Origin of the sequence: Thalassobaculum sp. (genome assembly GCF_965223715.1) — a bacterium.
In the GTDB taxonomy this organism is placed as follows: domain Bacteria; phylum Pseudomonadota; class Alphaproteobacteria; order Thalassobaculales; family Thalassobaculaceae; genus Thalassobaculum.
Genome location: NZ_OZ245012.1, coordinates 2,018,621 through 2,035,497, shown reverse-complemented (window position 1 = coordinate 2,035,497; position 16,877 = coordinate 2,018,621). Strand labels below are relative to the sequence as shown.

Here is a 16,877-nt window from a genome sequence, read left to right as displayed (position 1 = left end):
TCAGGGAGACAGCGATGCTGCCCGGCTCCATTCCCGGCCCGACCTTCGACCGCCTGCCGACCGCCGACAACTGGTTCGCCATCGAGTGGCTGCCCCAGGGGGTGCTGCGGATATGGGAGCCGCATGTGTCCCGATTGCTGCGGGCCAACATGTTCCTGGTGCGCGGCCGCGACCGCGACCTGCTGGTGGATGCCGGCATGGGGGTGTGCAGCCTGCGCCGCTTCCTCGACCCGTTCCTCGACAAGCCGGTGGTGCACGTGCTCAGCCACGCCCATGTGGACCATATCGGCTCGGCTCACGAGTTCGCCGGGGACCTGCGGATGCACGCGGCCGAGGCCGATGTGATGCGCGATCCTCCGGCCGACCTGGAACTCTCCTTCGACGGGTACAGCGCCGAGAAGAAGGAGCGGCTGCGGCAGTCCGGCTTCGATGTCTCGGGCGCCCTGATCGCCGCCGCGCCGTCGCCGTCCTTCAAGCCCGAGGAATGGCGCATCCCCGGGGCGACCCCGACCGCCCTATTGGCCGATGGCGACACGGTCGATCTGGGCGACCGCAGTTTCGAGGTGCTGCACACGCCGGGCCACAGCCCGGGGTCGATCTGCCTGTGGGAGGCGGCGACAGGAATCCTGATTGGCGGCGACACGATCTACGACGGACTGCTGATCGACACCTTGCCGGACAGCGATCCCGCTGCCTATGCTGTTTCTATGCGCAGACTAAAACAACTAAACGTCTCTGCCGTGCATGGCGGACACAGGGAAAGCTTTGGCGCGGCCAAGTATCAATTTCTGATTGATCAATATTTGAGCAGTTAATGCTCGATATTTGGGCTTGCACGGCCGTTGCCTAAAAGCGCAGCATACCGGTCTCGCTATTCGGTGAGTAAGGGATACACACACATGCCGGACGGATCGAACGGGGCGCGGAGCGGCCATGCCCTGTCATTGCGGAACCTTTCCAAGGTCTACGGATCGCTTGCCGCGGTCGACGGGGTGGACCTCGACGTTCCGCGCGGATCTTTCCTGACGCTGCTGGGCCCGTCCGGCTCCGGCAAGACGACGATCCTCATGGCGATCGCCGGCTTCGTGGAGCCGAGCGGCGGCAGCATTCTGCTGGACGACAAGGACATCACCCGGTTCCCGCCGGACAAACGGAATTTCGGCATGGTGTTCCAGGGCTATGCCCTGTTCCCGCACATGACCGTGGCCGACAACATCTGGTTCCCGCTGAAGGTCCGCGGCGTGTCCAAGGCGGATGCGTCGGCCAAGATCAAGAGCGCGCTGGAACTGGTGCAGATGGGCCATCTGGCCGAGCGCTATCCCTCCCAGCTTTCCGGCGGCCAGCAGCAGCGCGTCGCGCTCGCCCGCGCCATCGTGTTCGAGCCGGACCTGCTGCTGCTCGACGAACCGCTGTCGGCCCTCGACAAGAAGCTGCGCGCCGACCTGCAGTGGGAGCTGAAATCGCTGCACCAGCGGCTCGGCACCACCTTCATCTACGTCACGCACGACCAGGAGGAGGCGCTGTCCATGTCGGACACGATCATCATCCTGCGCGACGGCAAGATCGAGCAGCAGGGCGTTCCGGGCGTGCTCTACGAGAAGCCTGCCACCCGCTTCGTCGCCGACTTCCTCGGCAAGTCCAACTTCCTGCTGGGCAAGGTGGCGGAGAAGAAGAACGACGCCTTCACCTATGTCTGCGGCGGCCAGCCGCTGGTGCAGGCCGGACCGGCGAACCACACCAAGTCGAACGGCGAGGTGCTGATCGCCCTGCGCCCGGAGAAGATCGCGCTCTCGGCCGAGCGGCCGGCGGCGACCAACGCGATCTCCGGCAAGATCACCGCCTTCAACTACTACGGCTCCGCCTATCATTTTCAGGTGCAGACCGAGGCGCTGGGCGAGCTGATCGCCACCACGCCGGCCTGGACCTGCGCGATCGAGCCGTCGATCGGGAACACGATCTGGCTCGGTTGGGAGCCGGACGCGTCCGTGGTCGTCCGCGACCGCTGAACCCTTAGAAATCCGCGGTTGGCAGGGGGCCGGCCGCCAACGTGAGGAGCCTGGCATGACCTTGACCAAGACCCTGTATGAGAAGGATCTCTATCCGGAGATCGAGGACGCGGGTGACAGCGATTTCGCGCGGGACTGCGTGGAGATCGCGGCCGAGCGGCTGAAGAAGGGCCAGATCGACCGACGCACCTTCCTGCAGGCGCTGACGATCCTGGGTGCCGGCACCTCTGTGCTGACCCTGGGCAGCGGCTCCGCCAAGGCGGCCGGCGAGATCGTGGTCGTGAACTGGGGCGGCCCGGCGGTGGAAGCCTATCAGAAAGCGTTCGGCGAGCCGTTCGAGAAGGCGACCGGCACGAAGGTCGTGATCGACGGCACCGGCCCGCTCGGCTCCAAGATCAAGGCGATGGTCGACGCCGGTGCCGTGACCTGGGACGTCTGCGACACCGGTACCGGCACCACGCTGGTCCTGCAGAAGCAGGGCGTCCTCGAGCCGATCGACTACTCGGTCGTCGACAAGTCGAAGATGCAGGACATCTTCGCCTACGAGTACGGCGCCCCGAACTACATGTTCAGCTTCATCCTGGCCTACAACAAGAAGTCCGTTCCGTCCGAGCCGACCGGCTGGAAGGACTTCTGGGATCTGGAGAAGTTCCCGGGCAACCGCACCCTGCGCAAGCAGCCGAACGGCATGCTCGAGGCCTGCATGATGGCGGCCGGACGCGCGCCGAACGAGGTCTACCCGATCGACATCGATCTGGCCGTCTCCAAGCTCAAGGAGATCAAGGACAGCGTGATCGCCTGGGGCTCGGGCTCGCAGAGCCAGGAGCTGTTCCGCACCGGTGAAGTGGTGATGGGCAACATCTGGCACACCCGCGCCAACCTCCTGAACCAGGAGACCAACGGCGACGTGACCTGGACCTGGCAGGACGGCATCGTCACCGCCGGCATGTGGAACGTGCCGAAGGGCAATCCGGCCGGCGTGGAGACCGCGATGAAGTTCATCGCCTCCGCCCAGGATCCGGAGCAGCAGCTCGTGCTGTTCAACGCCATGGGCAACGGTCCGGCCAACCCGGCCGCCGCCGACATGGTGCCGGCCGACAAGAAGTACATCGATCCGGGCCAGCCCGAGAACCTCGCCCTCCAGGTGCTGCAGAACGGCCCCTGGTACGAAGAGGACAGCGGCGTCCGCAATCTGACGAACGACGAGCTGTCGCGCGAGATGTGGCTCGACGCCCTGTCGTCGTAGGTCAGTCGGTTATTAGACAAAGGGCATTGGCAGGCCGCACATGCACGCTTCACTTCGCCGGGTCTATTGGTGGCTGATCGCGCCGGCGGTCCTGCTCATGCTCGTCTTCTACATCTATCCGCTGATCCAGGTCCTCTGGATCAGCGTGACCGACCCGGTCCCCGGGTTCGGGAACTACAGCGAACTGATCGACCGGGCGCTGATCCACCGGATCTGGATCACCACGATCCGGGTCTGCGTCATCACCACGGCGATCACCGTGGTCTGCGGCTACATCGTCGCCTATGCCATGGCCCAGGTCGGCGAGCGCCAGCGCACCTGGATGATGTTCTGCGTGCTGCTGACCTTCTGGCTGAGCGTGCTGATCCGCGCCTTCGCCTGGGTCATGCTGCTGCGCACCCAGGGGCTCATCAATACCGGCCTGCAGGAGCTCGGCATCATCGACGAGCCGCTGGCCCTGGTCCGAAACGAGTTCGGCGTGATCGTCGGCATGGTGCATTTCATGCTGCCGCTGGCGGTGCTGCCGATCTACTCCAACATGACCGGCATCCAGGACCGCTTGGTCAGTGCGGCCCGCGGCCTCGGCGCATCGCCCTGGGTGGCGTTCAAGGACGTCTACCTGCCGCTGAGCAAGCCCGGCCTGATCGCCGCGACCATCCTGGTCTTCGTGTTCTCCCTCGGCTTCTTCATCACCCCCGCACTGCTCGGCGGAGGCAAGGTTGTGATGATCTCCGAATACATCCAGGTCAGCTTCGAGGAGACGCTGCGCTGGGGTCAGGCGACCATGCTGGCCTCGACCCTGCTGTTCTCGGTGTTCCTGTCCCTCGCCCTGGTGGCCCGCTTCGTCGACTTGAAGAAAGTGTTTGGTGCGCGATGAAAAAGGATCCGCGCGTCGTCTTCGGCCGCTGTGTGGTCTATGGCCTGGCCTGGACCGTTCTGGCCTTCCTGGTCCTGCCGATGATCATTGTCGTACCGGTCTCCTTCACCGACCAGTACTACCTGTCGCTGCCCAAGGAAGGCCTGTCGCTGCAGCATTACGCGGCCTTCTTCGAAAAGGAGATCTGGCTGGCCGCCACGCTGGACAGCGTGATCGTCGCCACCTGCTCGACCATCGCCGCCCTGATCCTGGGCACGCTCTGCGCCATCGGCTGCTGGCGGCTGGCGAGCAACGCGGCTGAGTCGGTCCGCACCTTCATGCTGACCCCGATCATCGTGCCGACGATCGTGCAGGCGCTGGCCATGTACCGGTTCTGGATCGATCTCGGGATCATGGACACCTATTTCGGCCTGATCCTGGCCCATACCCTGATCGCCATCCCCTATGTGGTGATCACCGTGTCCGCCTCGCTGGCGAATTTCGACGTCCGGCTGGAGCAGGCGTCGCGCAATCTCGGCGCCTCGACCTCGCAGACGATCCGTTGGGTCATCCTGCCAAGCATCGTCCCGGGCATGCTGTCGGGCGCGCTGTTCGCCTTCACCATCTCGTTCGACGAGATCGTCGTGGCGCTCTTCGTGACCAGTCGCAACGTCTACACCCTGCCGAAGCGGATCTGGGACGGCATCCAGGACCATCTCGACCCGACCATCGCTTCGATCGCCACCATGCTGATCGCGATCACCCTTGCTCTGCTGCTGACCGAGCTGTGGGTGCGCCAGCGCCGACGGGCGCGCCTGACCGCCCGGATCGAGGGCGGCGAGGCCTGATCTTCCGGCGCCGGCGGCTGCCGCCGGTCGCCATGTCACATCGATGGAGACCACCATGACCGCGGAGCTGACGCCCGCAAAGCGGACTGCCCTTGCCTGGGTCGAAGCCAATGCCGAGCGCCTGTCGCGCGATCACATGGAGATCTGGCACCTGCATGAGCCGTCCTGGCGCGAGTACAAGTCGGCCGCCTGGTACGTCGAGCGCCTGCGCGCCGAGGGCTTCGAGGTCGAACCGGGCTCGGCCGGGATGCCGACCGCGCTCTGCGCCACCTGGGAGAACGGGAGCGGCGGGCCGACCATCTGCTGCTACGCCGAATACGACGCCGTGGTCGGCTCCAGCCAGGAGGCCGTGCCGTACCGCAAACCCCGCGAGGGCGTGCATCCCTATGCCGCCGGGCATACCGACCCGCACTCCGCCCTCGGCCTCGGCGGCCTGACCGGGGCGCTCGCCATGCAGGCGGCGATGAAGGAGCACAACATCGCCGGCCGGATCAAATTCTTCGGTGAGCCGGCCGAGAAAATGTGCGGTTCCAAGCCAATCCACGCCAGCCACGGCTATTACGACGACATCGACGCGCTGATCAGCTTCCACCCGACCTCGCTGCCGGACCTGTCCAACACGGTGATCTGGGAGACCCATTGCGGTTGCTACTGGTCGAAGGTCTACACCTTCGAATCCGTCGATCCGGAGACCTGGGGGTCGGCCGGCGAGCGGAAGGGCTCGCAGAACAGCCACGCCATCGCCCGCGCGCCCGCCGCCCTCGACGCCATGTGCCTGATGTACACGACCACCAAATACACCAAGGAGAACATGCTGCCGCACCGGGGCTCCTGGACCCTGAACGAGGCGATCCTGAACGGCGGCTTCGCGACCGCCGACAACCTGCCGCCGCGCTATTCGCAGATCCAGTACGCCTGGCGCTGCCCGTCCATCGAGATGGCCGAGGCGATCGAGCGGGTGCTGGACAACAACGCCGAGCACGTCGCCGACCTGACCCACTGCCAGGTCAAGTCCGAGTGGGTGACCAAGACCCGGCCGGGCATGGCGAACAATGCGCTGGCCGAGATCACCTATTCGAATTTCGAGCTGGTCGGTCCGCCGAAATTCAGCGATGAGGCCAAGGAGTTCGGCCGTGAGATGATCCGCAACCTCGGCTACGAGGCGCCGGAGGAGCCGTTCCCGGAGATCCTGGAGCAGCTCGTCGATCCGAAGGAGGGGGAGGCGATCCTGCGCGCGCAGATCCCGTCCTGGCAGAAGAACTATACTTCCGACGACTATACCGACATGACCTGGCACACGCCGACCGTACGCCTGTATGTCGGCCGGGCGGCGCTCAAGAACCCCGCGCCGGGCGTGAAGGTGCCGCACTGGTGCCACTGCGCGCTGGGCGGCGTGCCGGGGGCGATGGACCCGATGTTCCTGACGGCCGGCAAGGTGATCGCCACCACCGGGCTGGAGCTGATGGAGAGCCCCGAGGCCCTGGCCCGCTGCAAGGCCGAGTTCGACGAGCGCACCGGCGGCGGCATCGGCGGCTCCAAGTGGATCCCGCCGCTGCTCGGCAAGAACGCGCCGGCCCCGATCCATTTCCCGTGGCCGGAATATGTGGAGACGGTGCGCGGTGCGGAATGGGTGATGCCGACGCCGCCCGCCCAGGACTGACAGCAAGACAAGAACGAAGAGGAGGAACCCGCCATGGGCGCGGTCAGCGAGTTCGAATACCGCTACAATATGACAATCAAGACCTTCCCCAGCCACGAGGAGCCGGGATTCGAGAGCGCGTCCCAGCAGGAGACGGTCTGGGGCCGCAAGTGGGGCTGCGACAACGATGTCGGCCAGCTCCGCATGGTGCTGATGCACCGCCCGGGCGAGGAGATGAAGATCCTCGACCCGTCCAAGCGCCTGGAGCATCTGGGGTCCTACGGCGATGCCGAGGGCCAGACCTGGTACTGGCGCGGCGACAAGATCCACACCATGGAAGAGCAGCAGGAGCAGCATGACGCCCTCGCCGACGCCCTGCGGGCCGAAGGCGTGGAGGTCGTCTACCTGAAGCGCTGCGCGCCCGGTAAACACAAGTCAATCTACACCAGGGATTCCTGCATCGGCGTGAAGGGCGGGGCGATCGTCACCCGTCTCGGCCCGATCGTGCGCCGGGGCGAGGAGGCCCCGGTGACCGAGACCCTCGGCGCGCTGGGCATGCCGATCTTGCGCACCGTGCACGGCACCGGTCTGATGGAGGGCGGCAGTTTCGTGTGGCTGAACTCCAAGACCGCCGTGATCGGCCGCTCCTCCCGCGTCAACGAGGAGGGCACCCGCCAGGTCGAGGAGGTGCTGAACGCCCAGGGCGTGGAACTGCTGCGTGTCGACCTGACCGGCTACCGCCTGCATATCGACGGCGCACTGGTGATGATCGACGTGGACACCGCGATCATCAACCCGACCCAGCTTCCGTTCTGGTTCCTCGGCAAGCTGAAGGAGCTGGGCATCCGCACCATCGAAGTGCACCCGGACGATCCCTCGGGCGTGGTCAACTGCATCGCGGTGAAGCCCGGCCGGGTTATCATGGAGGCCGGCGCCTCCAAGCACACCGCCGACGCGCTGGACAAGCTCGGCATCGAGATCGTTCCGGTGAAGTACGACAAGGTGTTCCAGGGCGGTGGCGGCATCCACTGCTCGACCTCGCCGCTGATCCGCGACTCGGTCGACTGAGGTCGCCTAGCCGATCTGTATCACGGGCCGCCCTTTTCGCAGGTGCGAAGGCATCGCGCGACAGAGGCGGCCCGATCCATTTTTGCGGTGCCGCTCTACCATAAGGCACGGCGGAGTGACCGCGTCGCTGGAATTCCGCGGGCCGGCGCGCCGTTGGCGTTAACCAATCTATTTTGCGCAGAAAGCCGGATTTTCGACGTTCCTGCCTGCGCAATGTGTGCAAGTTGCGCCTGTATCACCCCACTCTGTGCCTTTCGGATTGGGTTCTTATTTGCAATCATTTAGCGTTTCCGGAATGCGTTGGGCGAAGCCGGAGGCGGAAACGAACAGCTTTCTCATCGTTGCGATTGCGAGCCATTCGCAATATGTTGGTTTGAGCAATCTGCATGTCCACTCGAGGATCGTCACGTATGAGCCACATCAGCCGTCGAGGAACCCGCCGCTCGACCGAGCGCTCCGCCTCGATGATCGACCCGCTGCCACCGGCCCCACAGGCGGGGGAGGTCGATTACTCGGTCCGCTCTGAACAGATGTCGGTGCCGACCCATCCCATGGACGGCCGCTCGACCTATCAGAACTTCGCCTCCGGCATCAGCCTGCATGCGACCGACGCGATCGAGATGGCGGATATCCAGTCGCGGGTGACCTTGCAGCCGGGGTTGAGCCTGCTGCTGCTGCTCGAGGGGGCGGTGGATGCCACGATCGAGGGTACCGCGATCACGTGCAGTGCCCGACGCGGCCCCGTGGGGCGGATCATTTCGGTCACCCGGCCGACCACCCTGCTGCGCAACTCTGCCCGCGGCCGCTACGTCCGCAAGGTGACCCTGAGCATCCCGCTCTCCTGGTTCGAGGAGCATGGCGGCGAGGATCCGGAATCGAGCCTGTCGCACGAACTCGCCGCCTTCCTGCGGGTGCAGAACGCGATGAGGGACTGGGAGCCGTCGACCGGGGCGGTGCGCAGTGCGGAGGATCTTCTGGCGCGCAGTGCGGACGCCAACGTGCTGACCAGCATCGCCTGCGAGCGCGACATGCTGAACATGCTGGCCGACGCGCTCTCCGGCTTCCGTGACGAGGCGCAACGTCCGATGCCGCGTCACCTGCGGTCCCGGGACGTTGTCCGGGCCCAGACCGCGCGCGAGCTGATCCTGCGCAGCCTGGATGACGGCCTGCACCTTCCCGACATCGCCAGCCAGACTGGCATGAGCGTCAGCACCCTGCAGCGGGTGTTCCGCGACTGCTACGGCCAGACGGTGATGGAATTCGCCCGGGTCCGGCGGTTGGAGATGGCCCGCGAGCTGCTCGACCGCGAGGGGCTGTCGGTCGGTGAGGTGGCCCAGCGGGCGGGCTATTCGAGCCCGGCGAACTTCGCCACGGCGTTCCATCGCGAATTCGGCTACCCGCCCTCCCAGGTCAAGGAACGCGCCCGCCGCGCCGCCCTGTCCGATGGCGAGCGGGTTTAGTCGTTACCGTAGAGGTCGATCCCTACCGTCAACCCTCAACCGTCTGCCCGGCCCTGAGCCGGGGCCCAGGATTGCGGCCCGCCGGAAAGGTCGAGGCTTGCTTACCGGCGTTCCAACATGCGGACCCCTGGATCCCGGCGCAAGGCCGGGAAGACGAGAAGGGGAGCAGGGAAGGGCACCGCTACCCGATCCCATCGCCCCGATAGAACGCCACCGTCCGCGCCAGGCCATCCGCCAGGGGCGTGTGCGGCAGCTCGCCCAGCACGGCGCCGATCGGGCTGGGCGCGATCACCGGGTGCAGCGGCAGGGGCGGGCCGGACCAGTCGATGGCCGCACCCGGCACCAGGCGCTTGATCCCGGCGGCGATCTCCGACACGTCCGCGACCTCGCCGACCAGGGAGAAGGCGTGCGCCCCCTCGAAGGGTCGCGTGGCGGCCGCCTCGAACACCGCGGCGACGTCCTCCACATAGATCATGTCCGCCGCCCCGGAATAGCCGATCGTGTAGGCTTGTCCCGCTACCGCGGCTCGGCAGGCGATGGACGGCCCCGCGGTCAGCCCGGTCTCGCGGCCGGGCCCGTAGACGATGGCCGGCCGGAAGCCGACGCTGGAGATCCCGGCATCCAGCCAATAGGCGCGCCCGCTGCCCTCGCAGGCGAGCTTGAAGGCGCCGTAATGGGTGGTGGGGTAGGGGATCGCCCCGTCATCCGGGCCGAACACCCCGGCACTGCTGGCATAGGCCACACCACTCATTCCTTGGGCCTTGGCCGCCTCGAACACGTTGAGGGTGCCGATCAGATTGACCTGGGCGCCGAGGATCGGGTTCTGCGCGCAGGCGGGCGTGAGGATGGCGGCCAGATGGATCGCGAAATCGCAGCCTTCCGCCGCCCGCATGACGTCCTCGCCCGAGGCCACGTCGCCGGTGCGCCACTCGATCCGGTCGGCCGCGTCGCCGGCGATGGAGCGCACGATGCCGCGATCCTCGCGCCGGTCGAAGACCCGCACGTCCACGCCCCGTGCCGTCAGCCGCCGGATGATCCAGGCGCCGAGGAACCCGCCGCCGCCGGTGAGGAGAACGGTCATGCCGCACCCCCGGCCGCCATGTCGGCGGCGGTGAGCTGGTAGGCGAGGGTGTAGACGATGGTCGCCGGGTTCCCGAGGCCGCAGCCGCTCTCGGCGATGGCCGCCTCGATGGCTCCGACCGAGGCCTCCAGTTCCGGCAAGCCGCTGCCCTCCACCAGGACGATGGCGTCGAACTCCTTCTCCGCCATGCCGGGGCGCAGCTCGGTCTCCCGTGTCCTCACGCCGGAGATCTCGCTGCGGGCGAGGCCGATATGGGCACAGCAGGCACCCGTAACCTTGAGAAGTGCGGCGCACAGAGCCTCGGCACCGGCGCGCAGGTCGTCCTCGCCGGCACCGTCCCGGAAGTCGAGCCGCACGGTCGCCATCGCGCCGCCATCTCCGACCCCTGCCGACACCACCCGCTCGCAGGCGACCCGCAGGAAGTTGCGGAAGGTCGGCTGCACCTTGTTGCTCCAGTCGGTCGGGTTGTTCAGCCGCTCCAGATAGGCCGGCGAGCGGAACACCTCGGGCGTCTCGCCGCCATAGACCGTGCCGTAACGGTAGCGCGGCAGGGTGTGGTTGATCAGCCGCTTGCCGACGGTGAAGCCCGGGATGGAGAGCCGTTCGGGCATGTGCTCGCGGGTGTGCCATTCCATGTACTCGGTCCAGGAGGGCGGATCGATGTCGTGGAAGATCGCCAGGAAGGCGGAGCCGGTCAGGGCCATGATGTTTCCTCGTTGGTTCACTTTGTTGCTGTCGGACCGGTCAGTCGCCGAGCAGGCGCTTGGTCGCCTCCAGCGAGCGGCGGGCGACCTCGGACGGCCCGAGGCGGGCGGCGAGGTCATGGTTCGGCACCTCGACGCTGACGGTCATGCCGGGCGGGACAAGTGCTGCTATTGCGGCCAGGTCGATGCCGCCCTCGCCGGGGATCATCCGGGCCGTGCGGGCGACGGCGATGAGCCCCTCGTCGGAGGGATCGAAGGGCACCGGCCCGTCGCAGATCTGCACGTAGTTCATCAGACCGGCCGGCAGGGCGGCGAACTCGTCCAGGGTGGAGCCGCAGCGGTCGAAATGCAGGGTGTCGAACAGCACCGCCGCACTCGGGTGGTCGGCCGCCTCCACCAGCCGGCGGGCAGAGGCGAGATCCTTGCAGCCGGTCCAGGGCATGAACTCCAGGTCGGCCGTCAGGCGGTATTCGCCCAGCCGGTGGCACAGGGCGGTGTAGTTGTCCTGGGTCCGGCCCGGGTCGGTGTCGTCGATGGCGACCAGGACGTGCCGGGCGCCGAGATCGGCGATGCGGTCGAGGAACGGGGTGAAGCTGTCCAGGCGGGTGTCCGGCTTCAGGCGGATCATTTCCGCATCGGCCATGGTGACGCCGGTGTCCCGCATGGCGGCCTTCACCTCCGCAAGCAGGCGATCGTCGTCGAGCAGCGGGTGCAGGCTCTCGCCACCGGCCGGCAGCAACCGGAAGCTGACCATGTCGTAGCCATGCTCGGCGGCGATCGTCACGGCGGTCACCGGATCGACGCCGTTGCCGGTCAGGTAGCCGAGGGAATAGGCGCGGGTCATGGGGCGGTCTCCTGCAGGTCGGACAGTCGCACCAGCTGCCCGGTCGCGGCCGAGCGTTTGATGGCGGCGACCACATGCATGTTCGCGATGCCGTCCTCGCAGGTGACCAGCGGGGAGGCCTCGCCCCGCACGACCGCACGGAAATGCTCCGCCTGGGCGACATAGGTGTCGCCGGTTCCCGCCTCCAGACGGCGATGGGTGAGAGGATGTGTCCAGTTGTCCCCGGGCTCGTAGGTCCACAGCGACAGGTCTGGCAGGCTCAAGCCGCCCTCGCGTCCGGAGTAGAGGTGGGTGATGTGATCGTGCTTGGGGAAACGGCCCGGGTTCTCCCCCGACGACACTTCCCAGGACCAGGGGCCCACCGCCGCGTCCGACAGGGCGATGGTGGCGAGGCCGCCCCTCTCGAAGGTCAGGATCGCTGCCGTCGTATCCTCGACCGGCAACCCGCGGGTCGCGTTGGAATGGGTGCCCTGCACCGTCGCGATCTCGCCGAAGAAATGGCGCAGCAGGTCGATGTCGTGGATCGCGTTGATCAGCAACGGGCCGCCCTGCTCGGGATCGCGGCGCCAGGGGACGTCGAAGTAGTCCGCCTGCTTCAGCATGGCGCAGGTCACCGTCGCCATCACCAGCGGTCCGATGGCGCCGTCGGCGATCGCCCGTTTGGCGGCCTTGATCAGTGGGTTGTGGCGCCGGTGATGGCCGACCAGCACGGGGACGCCGGTCCGCGACGCCACCTCCGCAAGAGTTGCCGCCTCGGCCAGGGAACTGGCAACCGGCTTCTCTAGCAGGATCGGAAGGCCGGCCTCAAGCAGGCGGCTGGCGATCGGGACATGGGTGTCGTTGGGCGAGGCGACGATGGCCGCCTCGCAGCGTCCGGACGCCAGCAGGGCCTCGAGATCGGCGAAATGTGGAACCTGATGCCGGGCCGCCAGGTCCCGGGCGGCCGGCATCGGATCGACGATGGCCGCCAGGCCGACTCCCGCTGCCTTCGACAGCGTGTCGATATGGGTGCGGCCGATCACGCCGGCCCCGATCACGGCGACCTTGAGGTCGTCCATTGTTCCCTCCCGTTTTCCGAGAGCCTACACCGCCCGTGTTGCGCGTTGGAACGGGTGTCGGTGATTGAAAACCCGTTGCGCTCGGATAGGCTCTCCGTTCCTCCGACTGTCCCTTCGACCAGCGCGTGATCCCCGATGCCCGATACAATGCCGACGCCTGCCGATCCGCTCGCCGCCGACTGGGACGTCATCGTGCTCGGCGGCGGGGCGGCGGGGCTTGCCGCCGCCGTCTTCGCCGGCCTGGAGGGCGCGCGGACCCTGCTGATCGAGCGCTCGGAGTATGTGGGCGGTACGTCCGCCCTCTCCGCCGGGACGGTCTGGATTCCGAACACCCGCCATTCCGGGGCGGGCGGCAACGAAGACAATCCCGAGCAGGCGCTCGCCTTCCTCGATGCCGCCATCGGCAACCGGGCGCCAAGGGCGATGCGCCAGGCGTTCCTGGAGGCGGGGCCGTTGGCGGTGAAGCGGCTGGAGCAACGAACCGTCGTGCAGTTCCGCGCCCGGCCGTTCCATCCGGACTATCTGTACGAACTTGAGGGATCGGTCTCCGGCGGGCGGGCGCTGGAGGCGCAGCCCTTCGACGGCGGCACCCTGGGGCGGGCCCTGCGCAAGCTGCGGCCGCCGATCCCGGAATTCACCCTGTTCGGCGGCATGATGGTGGACCGCGACGATATCGGCCACCTGATGAACCTGACCAGGTCGCCAAGGTCCTTCGGCCATGCGGCGCGGATGCTGGCAGGCTACGCGGTCGATCGGTTGCGCCATGGGCGGGGTGCGCGGCTGGTGATGGGCAACGCGTTGATCGGACGGCTGCTGCGCGCGGCACTGGATGCCGGGGTTACGGTGGCGACTGAGACGGAGGTGACGGCTATCGATGGCGACGGGACACTGCGCACGGTGACGATCCGGCGCGGCGGCCGGGAGGAGAGGTTGACCGCCTCGGGCGGGGTGATCCTTGCCTCCGGCGGCTTCGCCCGGCATCCCACGCGGCGGGCCGAGCTCCTGCCGGATCCACTGCCGGAGTACAGCCCGGCCGCACCCGGGAATACCGGGGCGCTGCACGACATCGCCTTGGCGCTCGGGGCGCGCTACGGCGAGGGGGCGGAGCAGCCGGTGTTCTGGGCGCCGGTCTCCCGCCGGAAGCGGCGCGACGGCTCCATGGCGGTCTTCCCGCATTTCGTCCTCGACCGCTCCAAGCCGGGGATCGTTTCGGTCGGTCGCGACGGGCGGCGCTTCCTGAACGAGAGCCTGTCCTATCACCAGTTCGTGGCCGCCATGTACGCCTCCAACAGGGACGGCTCGACCATCCCGGCCTTTGAGATCTGCGATGCGGAGGCCCTGCGGAAATACGGGCTGGGCATGATGCGACCGGGTGGGCGCGGGCTGAGCCCGTTCCTGGCCGACGGCTACTTGGTGCGGGCCGACACGCTGGCGGAGCTGGCCCGTATCCTGGAGATCGATCCGGCCGGGCTGGCCGAGACGGTCGAGCGCATGAACCGGTTCGCGGAGGCCGGGGAGGACACCGATTTCCAGCGCGGCACGACGGTCTATCAGCGCGCCAACGGCGATCCGAAGCACGGCCCGAACCCGACGCTGGGCCCGATCCGCACGCCGCCCTTTTACGCCATCCGGCTGTGGCCGGGCGACATCGGCGCGGCCATCGGGCTGGAGACCGATACCGACGCCCGGGTGCTTGGGGTCGACGGCGCGCCGCTGGAGGGGCTGTACGCCTGCGGCAACGACATGCATTCGGTGATGGGCGGGGTCTATCCGGCCCCGGGGATCAATCTCGGCCCGGCCATCGCCTTCGCCTATCTCGCCGCCCGCCACGCCGCGGGCCGGCGTCCTTAATCAACGAAGATCCGGGAGGAAACCGATGCCCGCGCCCACCATCCACATCATCAACGGCCCGAACCTGAACACGCTGGGCATCCGCGAGCCGGAGATCTATGGCAGCACGACCCTCGCCCAGATCGAGGGCTGGTGCCGGGATGCCGCGCGCGGGCCGCTGGAGTTCATGCAGTCGAACATCGAGGGCGAGATCGTCGACATGCTGCAGGCCGCCCGGGGCCGGGCCGACGGGGTGATCATCAACCCGGCCGCCTACAGCTTCTATTCGGTGGCGATCCAGGACGCGCTGAAGATCTTCGGCGGCCCGGTGATCGAGCTGCACATCTCCAACATCCACGCCCGCGACGAGGACCACCGGCATTCGATCCTGTCCAAGGCGGTCACCGCCGTGATCGCGGGGCTCGGGGCGCGGGGCTATGTGACGGCGCTGGAGGCGATGTACGACCTGATCGACGCGCGGGGGTAGGGGCGCTTTCTCGCACCATTACGAACTCCCCGGATTTATTCCGAGGCAAGGCGTCAGCGTGGCGGATCGCGGTACAGAGCTAACCGACGTCAGCGCCAGCCTAGCGCTGCCCCGGAATAAATCCGGGGAGAGAATTGGTTTGCGCTAAACCCCCACCGCTGACCGGGCCGCGGCGAGCGTTTGCTCCGGCCCACCGCTGGCGTCGAGGCGGTACCAGTCGACATAGCCCAGATCCCGTTCCGCCTGGGCGGCGACCACCTTGCCGTCGGCGTCGGACGCGTCCTTGGCGCGGCTGTCGGCGCGGGCGACCAGGGTGTCGGTGGGGGCCTCCAGCCACAGGCCGGTGAACTCCACGTCCAATTCGCCGGCAAGATCGGCGAGCGCCTCGCGCTCCTCAGGCTTCTGGTGCACCGCATCGACGATCACGCTCTGTCCGGCGCGCAAGGCGGCCTCGGCCTCCTGCAGCAGCGTGTCGTAGACCTGTCGGGTGACGTCCTGCGTGTAGCCGTCATCGCCCAGCTTCTCGTGCTCGCCCGCCCCCATCAGACGTTTGCGAATCACGTCGCTGCGCAGGTGGATCGCGCCGGGAAACGGCGTCAGGTCGCCGGCCAGCGCGGCAGCAAGCGTGCTCTTGCCGGTGCCGGACAGCCCACCCACGGCGATCAGCCGCGGCGGATAGGGGACGAGCACGGCTTCTGCGAAGTCGAAATACCGCTGGGCATCCGCGATCAGGCCTGCCTGCTTCTCCTCTGGGGCGCTCTCCACCGAGGCGGCGATGACCTTGGCCCGGATCACGGCGCGCACGCTGAGGAAGAGCGGCATCGCCGCCAGCCCGGCGATCTGGTTCGGGTCGCGGTCCTCGGCCAGATAGCGGTTCAGGATCAGATTGGCTTCGCGCGTCAGCCCGCGTTCGCCCAGGTCCATCAGTAGGAACGCGAGATCGTAGAGCACGTCGGTGGTGGCCAGGTCCTCGTCGAATTCGATGGCGTCGAACAGGGTGGGGCCGTCGTTCAGGAGGACCAGATTGCGCAGGTGGAGGTCGCCGTGGCAGCGCCGGACCCGTCCCTGCCGCTCGCGCGCGTCCAGGGCGGAATTGACCGCCGTCAGGGCCTTCTGCGACCGCCGGATCAGGTTCTCGGCCCGGAATTTGTCGAAGATCTCGGGCGTCTCCTTGAGGCTGCGGCCATTGCTGTCGACGATCTCCTCCAGCGCCTCGGGAAAACCGGTGCCCTCGCGCAGCGGCGCGCGCCGGTGCGAGGCGACGATGGCCGCGGCGGTCCTGCGGAGCAGGTCATCGGTGAGGCCGTCGCGCTCGGCGATGCGGTCCAGCGTCATGTCCACGTCGAAGCGGCGCATGTGGACGCACCACTCCACCGGCTCGCCCCTGCCGTTCAGGACGAACCCGTTGCCGTCGCGGGTGATCGGCAGCGCGCCGAGATAGATGTCGGGCGCGTTCGGCCGGTTCACCGCGATCTCCGCCTCGCAGGCGGTGCGGCGCTTCTCCAGGGTTGAGAAGTCCATGAAGGGGAACTTCACCGCCCGCTTCACCTTGTAGGCATCGTCGCCGGCGAGGAAGACCGCGGCCCCGTGGGTGTCGATCCGGTCGACCGTGTCGGCGCCTGCATGATTGCCGGGGTCGGCGAGGAAGTCGAAGACGGCGCTCTGGTCTTCGACCACGTGGGAGGCGGTCGCCATCTCGGGCTCCTGGCGTTGGTGAGCGGGGCAGCCGGGCGTTGCGCTGCCTCTTCCG

General features: G+C 67.5%; 15 protein-coding genes. 10 read left to right on the top strand and 5 right to left on the bottom strand.

The features are described from left to right. Positions 1 to 14: 14 nt before the first annotated feature. The 8 genes from ACOQOP_RS09445 (at position 15) to ACOQOP_RS09410 (ending at position 9,123) form a co-directional block, all read left to right on the top strand. A complete protein-coding gene (locus tag ACOQOP_RS09445; RefSeq protein ID WP_420566078.1) occupies positions 15 to 815 on the top strand; it encodes an MBL fold metallo-hydrolase in 801 nt (266 codons plus the stop codon). A gap of 84 nt (positions 816 to 899) precedes the next feature. Further along, positions 900 to 2,006, top strand: a complete 1,107-nt coding sequence (locus tag ACOQOP_RS09440) for an ABC transporter ATP-binding protein (RefSeq protein WP_420566077.1) — start codon at positions 900 to 902, stop codon at positions 2,004 to 2,006. 55 nt (positions 2,007 to 2,061) lie between these two features. Next, a complete protein-coding gene (locus tag ACOQOP_RS09435; protein ID WP_420566076.1) occupies positions 2,062 to 3,252 on the top strand; it encodes an ABC transporter substrate-binding protein in 1,191 nt (396 codons plus the stop codon). Positions 3,253 to 3,292: 40 nt separating this feature from the next. Next, positions 3,293 to 4,129, top strand: coding sequence for an ABC transporter permease (locus ACOQOP_RS09430; protein WP_420566075.1), 837 nt, complete (start codon positions 3,293 to 3,295; stop codon positions 4,127 to 4,129). Further along, positions 4,126 to 4,956 carry an ABC transporter permease gene (locus ACOQOP_RS09425; protein ID WP_420566074.1) on the top strand — a complete coding sequence of 277 codons (831 nt, stop codon included), beginning with the start codon at positions 4,126 to 4,128 and terminating at the stop codon, positions 4,954 to 4,956. Before ACOQOP_RS09430 ends, ACOQOP_RS09425 begins: the two co-directional genes overlap by 4 nt. A 55-nt stretch (positions 4,957 to 5,011) precedes the next feature. Next, complete coding sequence (locus ACOQOP_RS09420; protein WP_420566073.1) at positions 5,012 to 6,616, top strand: hypothetical protein; 1,605 nt, start codon at positions 5,012 to 5,014, stop codon at positions 6,614 to 6,616. A 33-nt stretch (positions 6,617 to 6,649) separates the two neighbouring features. Next, positions 6,650 to 7,663, top strand: coding sequence for a dimethylarginine dimethylaminohydrolase family protein (locus ACOQOP_RS09415; protein WP_420566072.1), 1,014 nt, complete (start codon positions 6,650 to 6,652; stop codon positions 7,661 to 7,663). A gap of 410 nt (positions 7,664 to 8,073) precedes the next feature. After that, positions 8,074 to 9,123: a helix-turn-helix domain-containing protein gene (locus ACOQOP_RS09410; RefSeq protein ID WP_420566071.1), complete on the top strand. Its 1,050-nt coding sequence runs from the start codon at positions 8,074 to 8,076 to the stop codon at positions 9,121 to 9,123. Between the two features lie 181 nt (positions 9,124 to 9,304). Here ACOQOP_RS09410 and ACOQOP_RS09405 read toward each other — a convergent pair whose 3' ends face one another. From ACOQOP_RS09405 to ACOQOP_RS09390, 4 genes are read right to left on the bottom strand one after another with little or no spacing between them, the layout of a single operon-like run. Further along, a complete protein-coding gene (locus ACOQOP_RS09405; RefSeq protein ID WP_420566070.1) occupies positions 9,305 to 10,204 on the bottom strand; it encodes an NAD-dependent epimerase/dehydratase family protein in 900 nt (299 codons plus the stop codon). Next, positions 10,201 to 10,908: a hypothetical protein gene (locus tag ACOQOP_RS09400; protein WP_420566069.1), complete on the bottom strand. Its 708-nt coding sequence runs from the start codon at positions 10,906 to 10,908 to the stop codon at positions 10,201 to 10,203. Before ACOQOP_RS09400 ends, ACOQOP_RS09405 begins: the two co-directional genes overlap by 4 nt. Before the next feature lie 40 nt (positions 10,909 to 10,948). After that, positions 10,949 to 11,752 (bottom strand): sugar phosphate isomerase/epimerase family protein, encoded by an 804-nt coding sequence (locus ACOQOP_RS09395; protein ID WP_420566068.1) that lies wholly within the window; start codon positions 11,750 to 11,752, stop codon positions 10,949 to 10,951. Beyond that, a complete protein-coding gene (locus ACOQOP_RS09390; protein WP_420566067.1) occupies positions 11,749 to 12,810 on the bottom strand; it encodes a Gfo/Idh/MocA family protein in 1,062 nt (353 codons plus the stop codon). Before ACOQOP_RS09390 ends, ACOQOP_RS09395 begins: the two co-directional genes overlap by 4 nt. A 135-nt stretch (positions 12,811 to 12,945) precedes the next feature. Here ACOQOP_RS09390 and ACOQOP_RS09385 point away from each other — a divergent pair, with 135 nt between their 5' ends. Further along, positions 12,946 to 14,661 (top strand): FAD-dependent oxidoreductase, encoded by a 1,716-nt coding sequence (locus tag ACOQOP_RS09385; RefSeq protein WP_420566066.1) that lies wholly within the window; start codon positions 12,946 to 12,948, stop codon positions 14,659 to 14,661. Between the two features lie 25 nt (positions 14,662 to 14,686). Next, the gene (locus tag ACOQOP_RS09380; protein ID WP_420566065.1) at positions 14,687 to 15,127 is read left to right on the top strand and encodes a type II 3-dehydroquinate dehydratase; all 441 of its coding nucleotides are present in this window, start codon (positions 14,687 to 14,689) and stop codon (positions 15,125 to 15,127) included. A 144-nt stretch (positions 15,128 to 15,271) separates the two neighbouring features. Here ACOQOP_RS09380 and ACOQOP_RS09375 read toward each other — a convergent pair whose 3' ends face one another. Next, a complete protein-coding gene (locus ACOQOP_RS09375) occupies positions 15,272 to 16,822 on the bottom strand; it encodes an AAA family ATPase (RefSeq protein ID WP_420566064.1) in 1,551 nt (516 codons plus the stop codon). Positions 16,823 to 16,877 lie beyond the last annotated feature (55 nt).

What these genes read in the sequence shown, in the direction of transcription:
- ACOQOP_RS09445 (WP_420566078.1), top strand. Translation starts at nt 15, where the DNA reads ATGCTGCCCGGCTCCATTCCCGGCCCGACCTTCGACCGCCTGCCGACC.
- ACOQOP_RS09390 (WP_420566067.1), bottom strand. Translation starts at nt 12,810, where the DNA reads ATGGACGACCTCAAGGTCGCCGTGATCGGGGCCGGCGTGATCGGCCGC.
- ACOQOP_RS09435 (WP_420566076.1), top strand. Translation starts at nt 2,062, where the DNA reads ATGACCTTGACCAAGACCCTGTATGAGAAGGATCTCTATCCGGAGATC.
- ACOQOP_RS09380 (WP_420566065.1), top strand. Translation starts at nt 14,687, where the DNA reads ATGCCCGCGCCCACCATCCACATCATCAACGGCCCGAACCTGAACACG.
- ACOQOP_RS09405 (WP_420566070.1), bottom strand. Translation starts at nt 10,204, where the DNA reads ATGACCGTTCTCCTCACCGGCGGCGGCGGGTTCCTCGGCGCCTGGATC.
- ACOQOP_RS09385 (WP_420566066.1), top strand. Translation starts at nt 12,946, where the DNA reads ATGCCCGATACAATGCCGACGCCTGCCGATCCGCTCGCCGCCGACTGG.
- ACOQOP_RS09420 (WP_420566073.1), top strand. Translation starts at nt 5,012, where the DNA reads ATGACCGCGGAGCTGACGCCCGCAAAGCGGACTGCCCTTGCCTGGGTC.
- ACOQOP_RS09375 (WP_420566064.1), bottom strand. Translation starts at nt 16,822, where the DNA reads ATGGCGACCGCCTCCCACGTGGTCGAAGACCAGAGCGCCGTCTTCGAC.
- ACOQOP_RS09410 (WP_420566071.1), top strand. Translation starts at nt 8,074, where the DNA reads ATGAGCCACATCAGCCGTCGAGGAACCCGCCGCTCGACCGAGCGCTCC.
- ACOQOP_RS09415 (WP_420566072.1), top strand. Translation starts at nt 6,650, where the DNA reads ATGGGCGCGGTCAGCGAGTTCGAATACCGCTACAATATGACAATCAAG.
- ACOQOP_RS09430 (WP_420566075.1), top strand. Translation starts at nt 3,293, where the DNA reads ATGCACGCTTCACTTCGCCGGGTCTATTGGTGGCTGATCGCGCCGGCG.
- ACOQOP_RS09400 (WP_420566069.1), bottom strand. Translation starts at nt 10,908, where the DNA reads ATGGCCCTGACCGGCTCCGCCTTCCTGGCGATCTTCCACGACATCGAT.
- ACOQOP_RS09425 (WP_420566074.1), top strand. Translation starts at nt 4,126, where the DNA reads ATGAAAAAGGATCCGCGCGTCGTCTTCGGCCGCTGTGTGGTCTATGGC.
- ACOQOP_RS09395 (WP_420566068.1), bottom strand. Translation starts at nt 11,752, where the DNA reads ATGACCCGCGCCTATTCCCTCGGCTACCTGACCGGCAACGGCGTCGAT.
- ACOQOP_RS09440 (WP_420566077.1), top strand. Translation starts at nt 900, where the DNA reads ATGCCGGACGGATCGAACGGGGCGCGGAGCGGCCATGCCCTGTCATTG.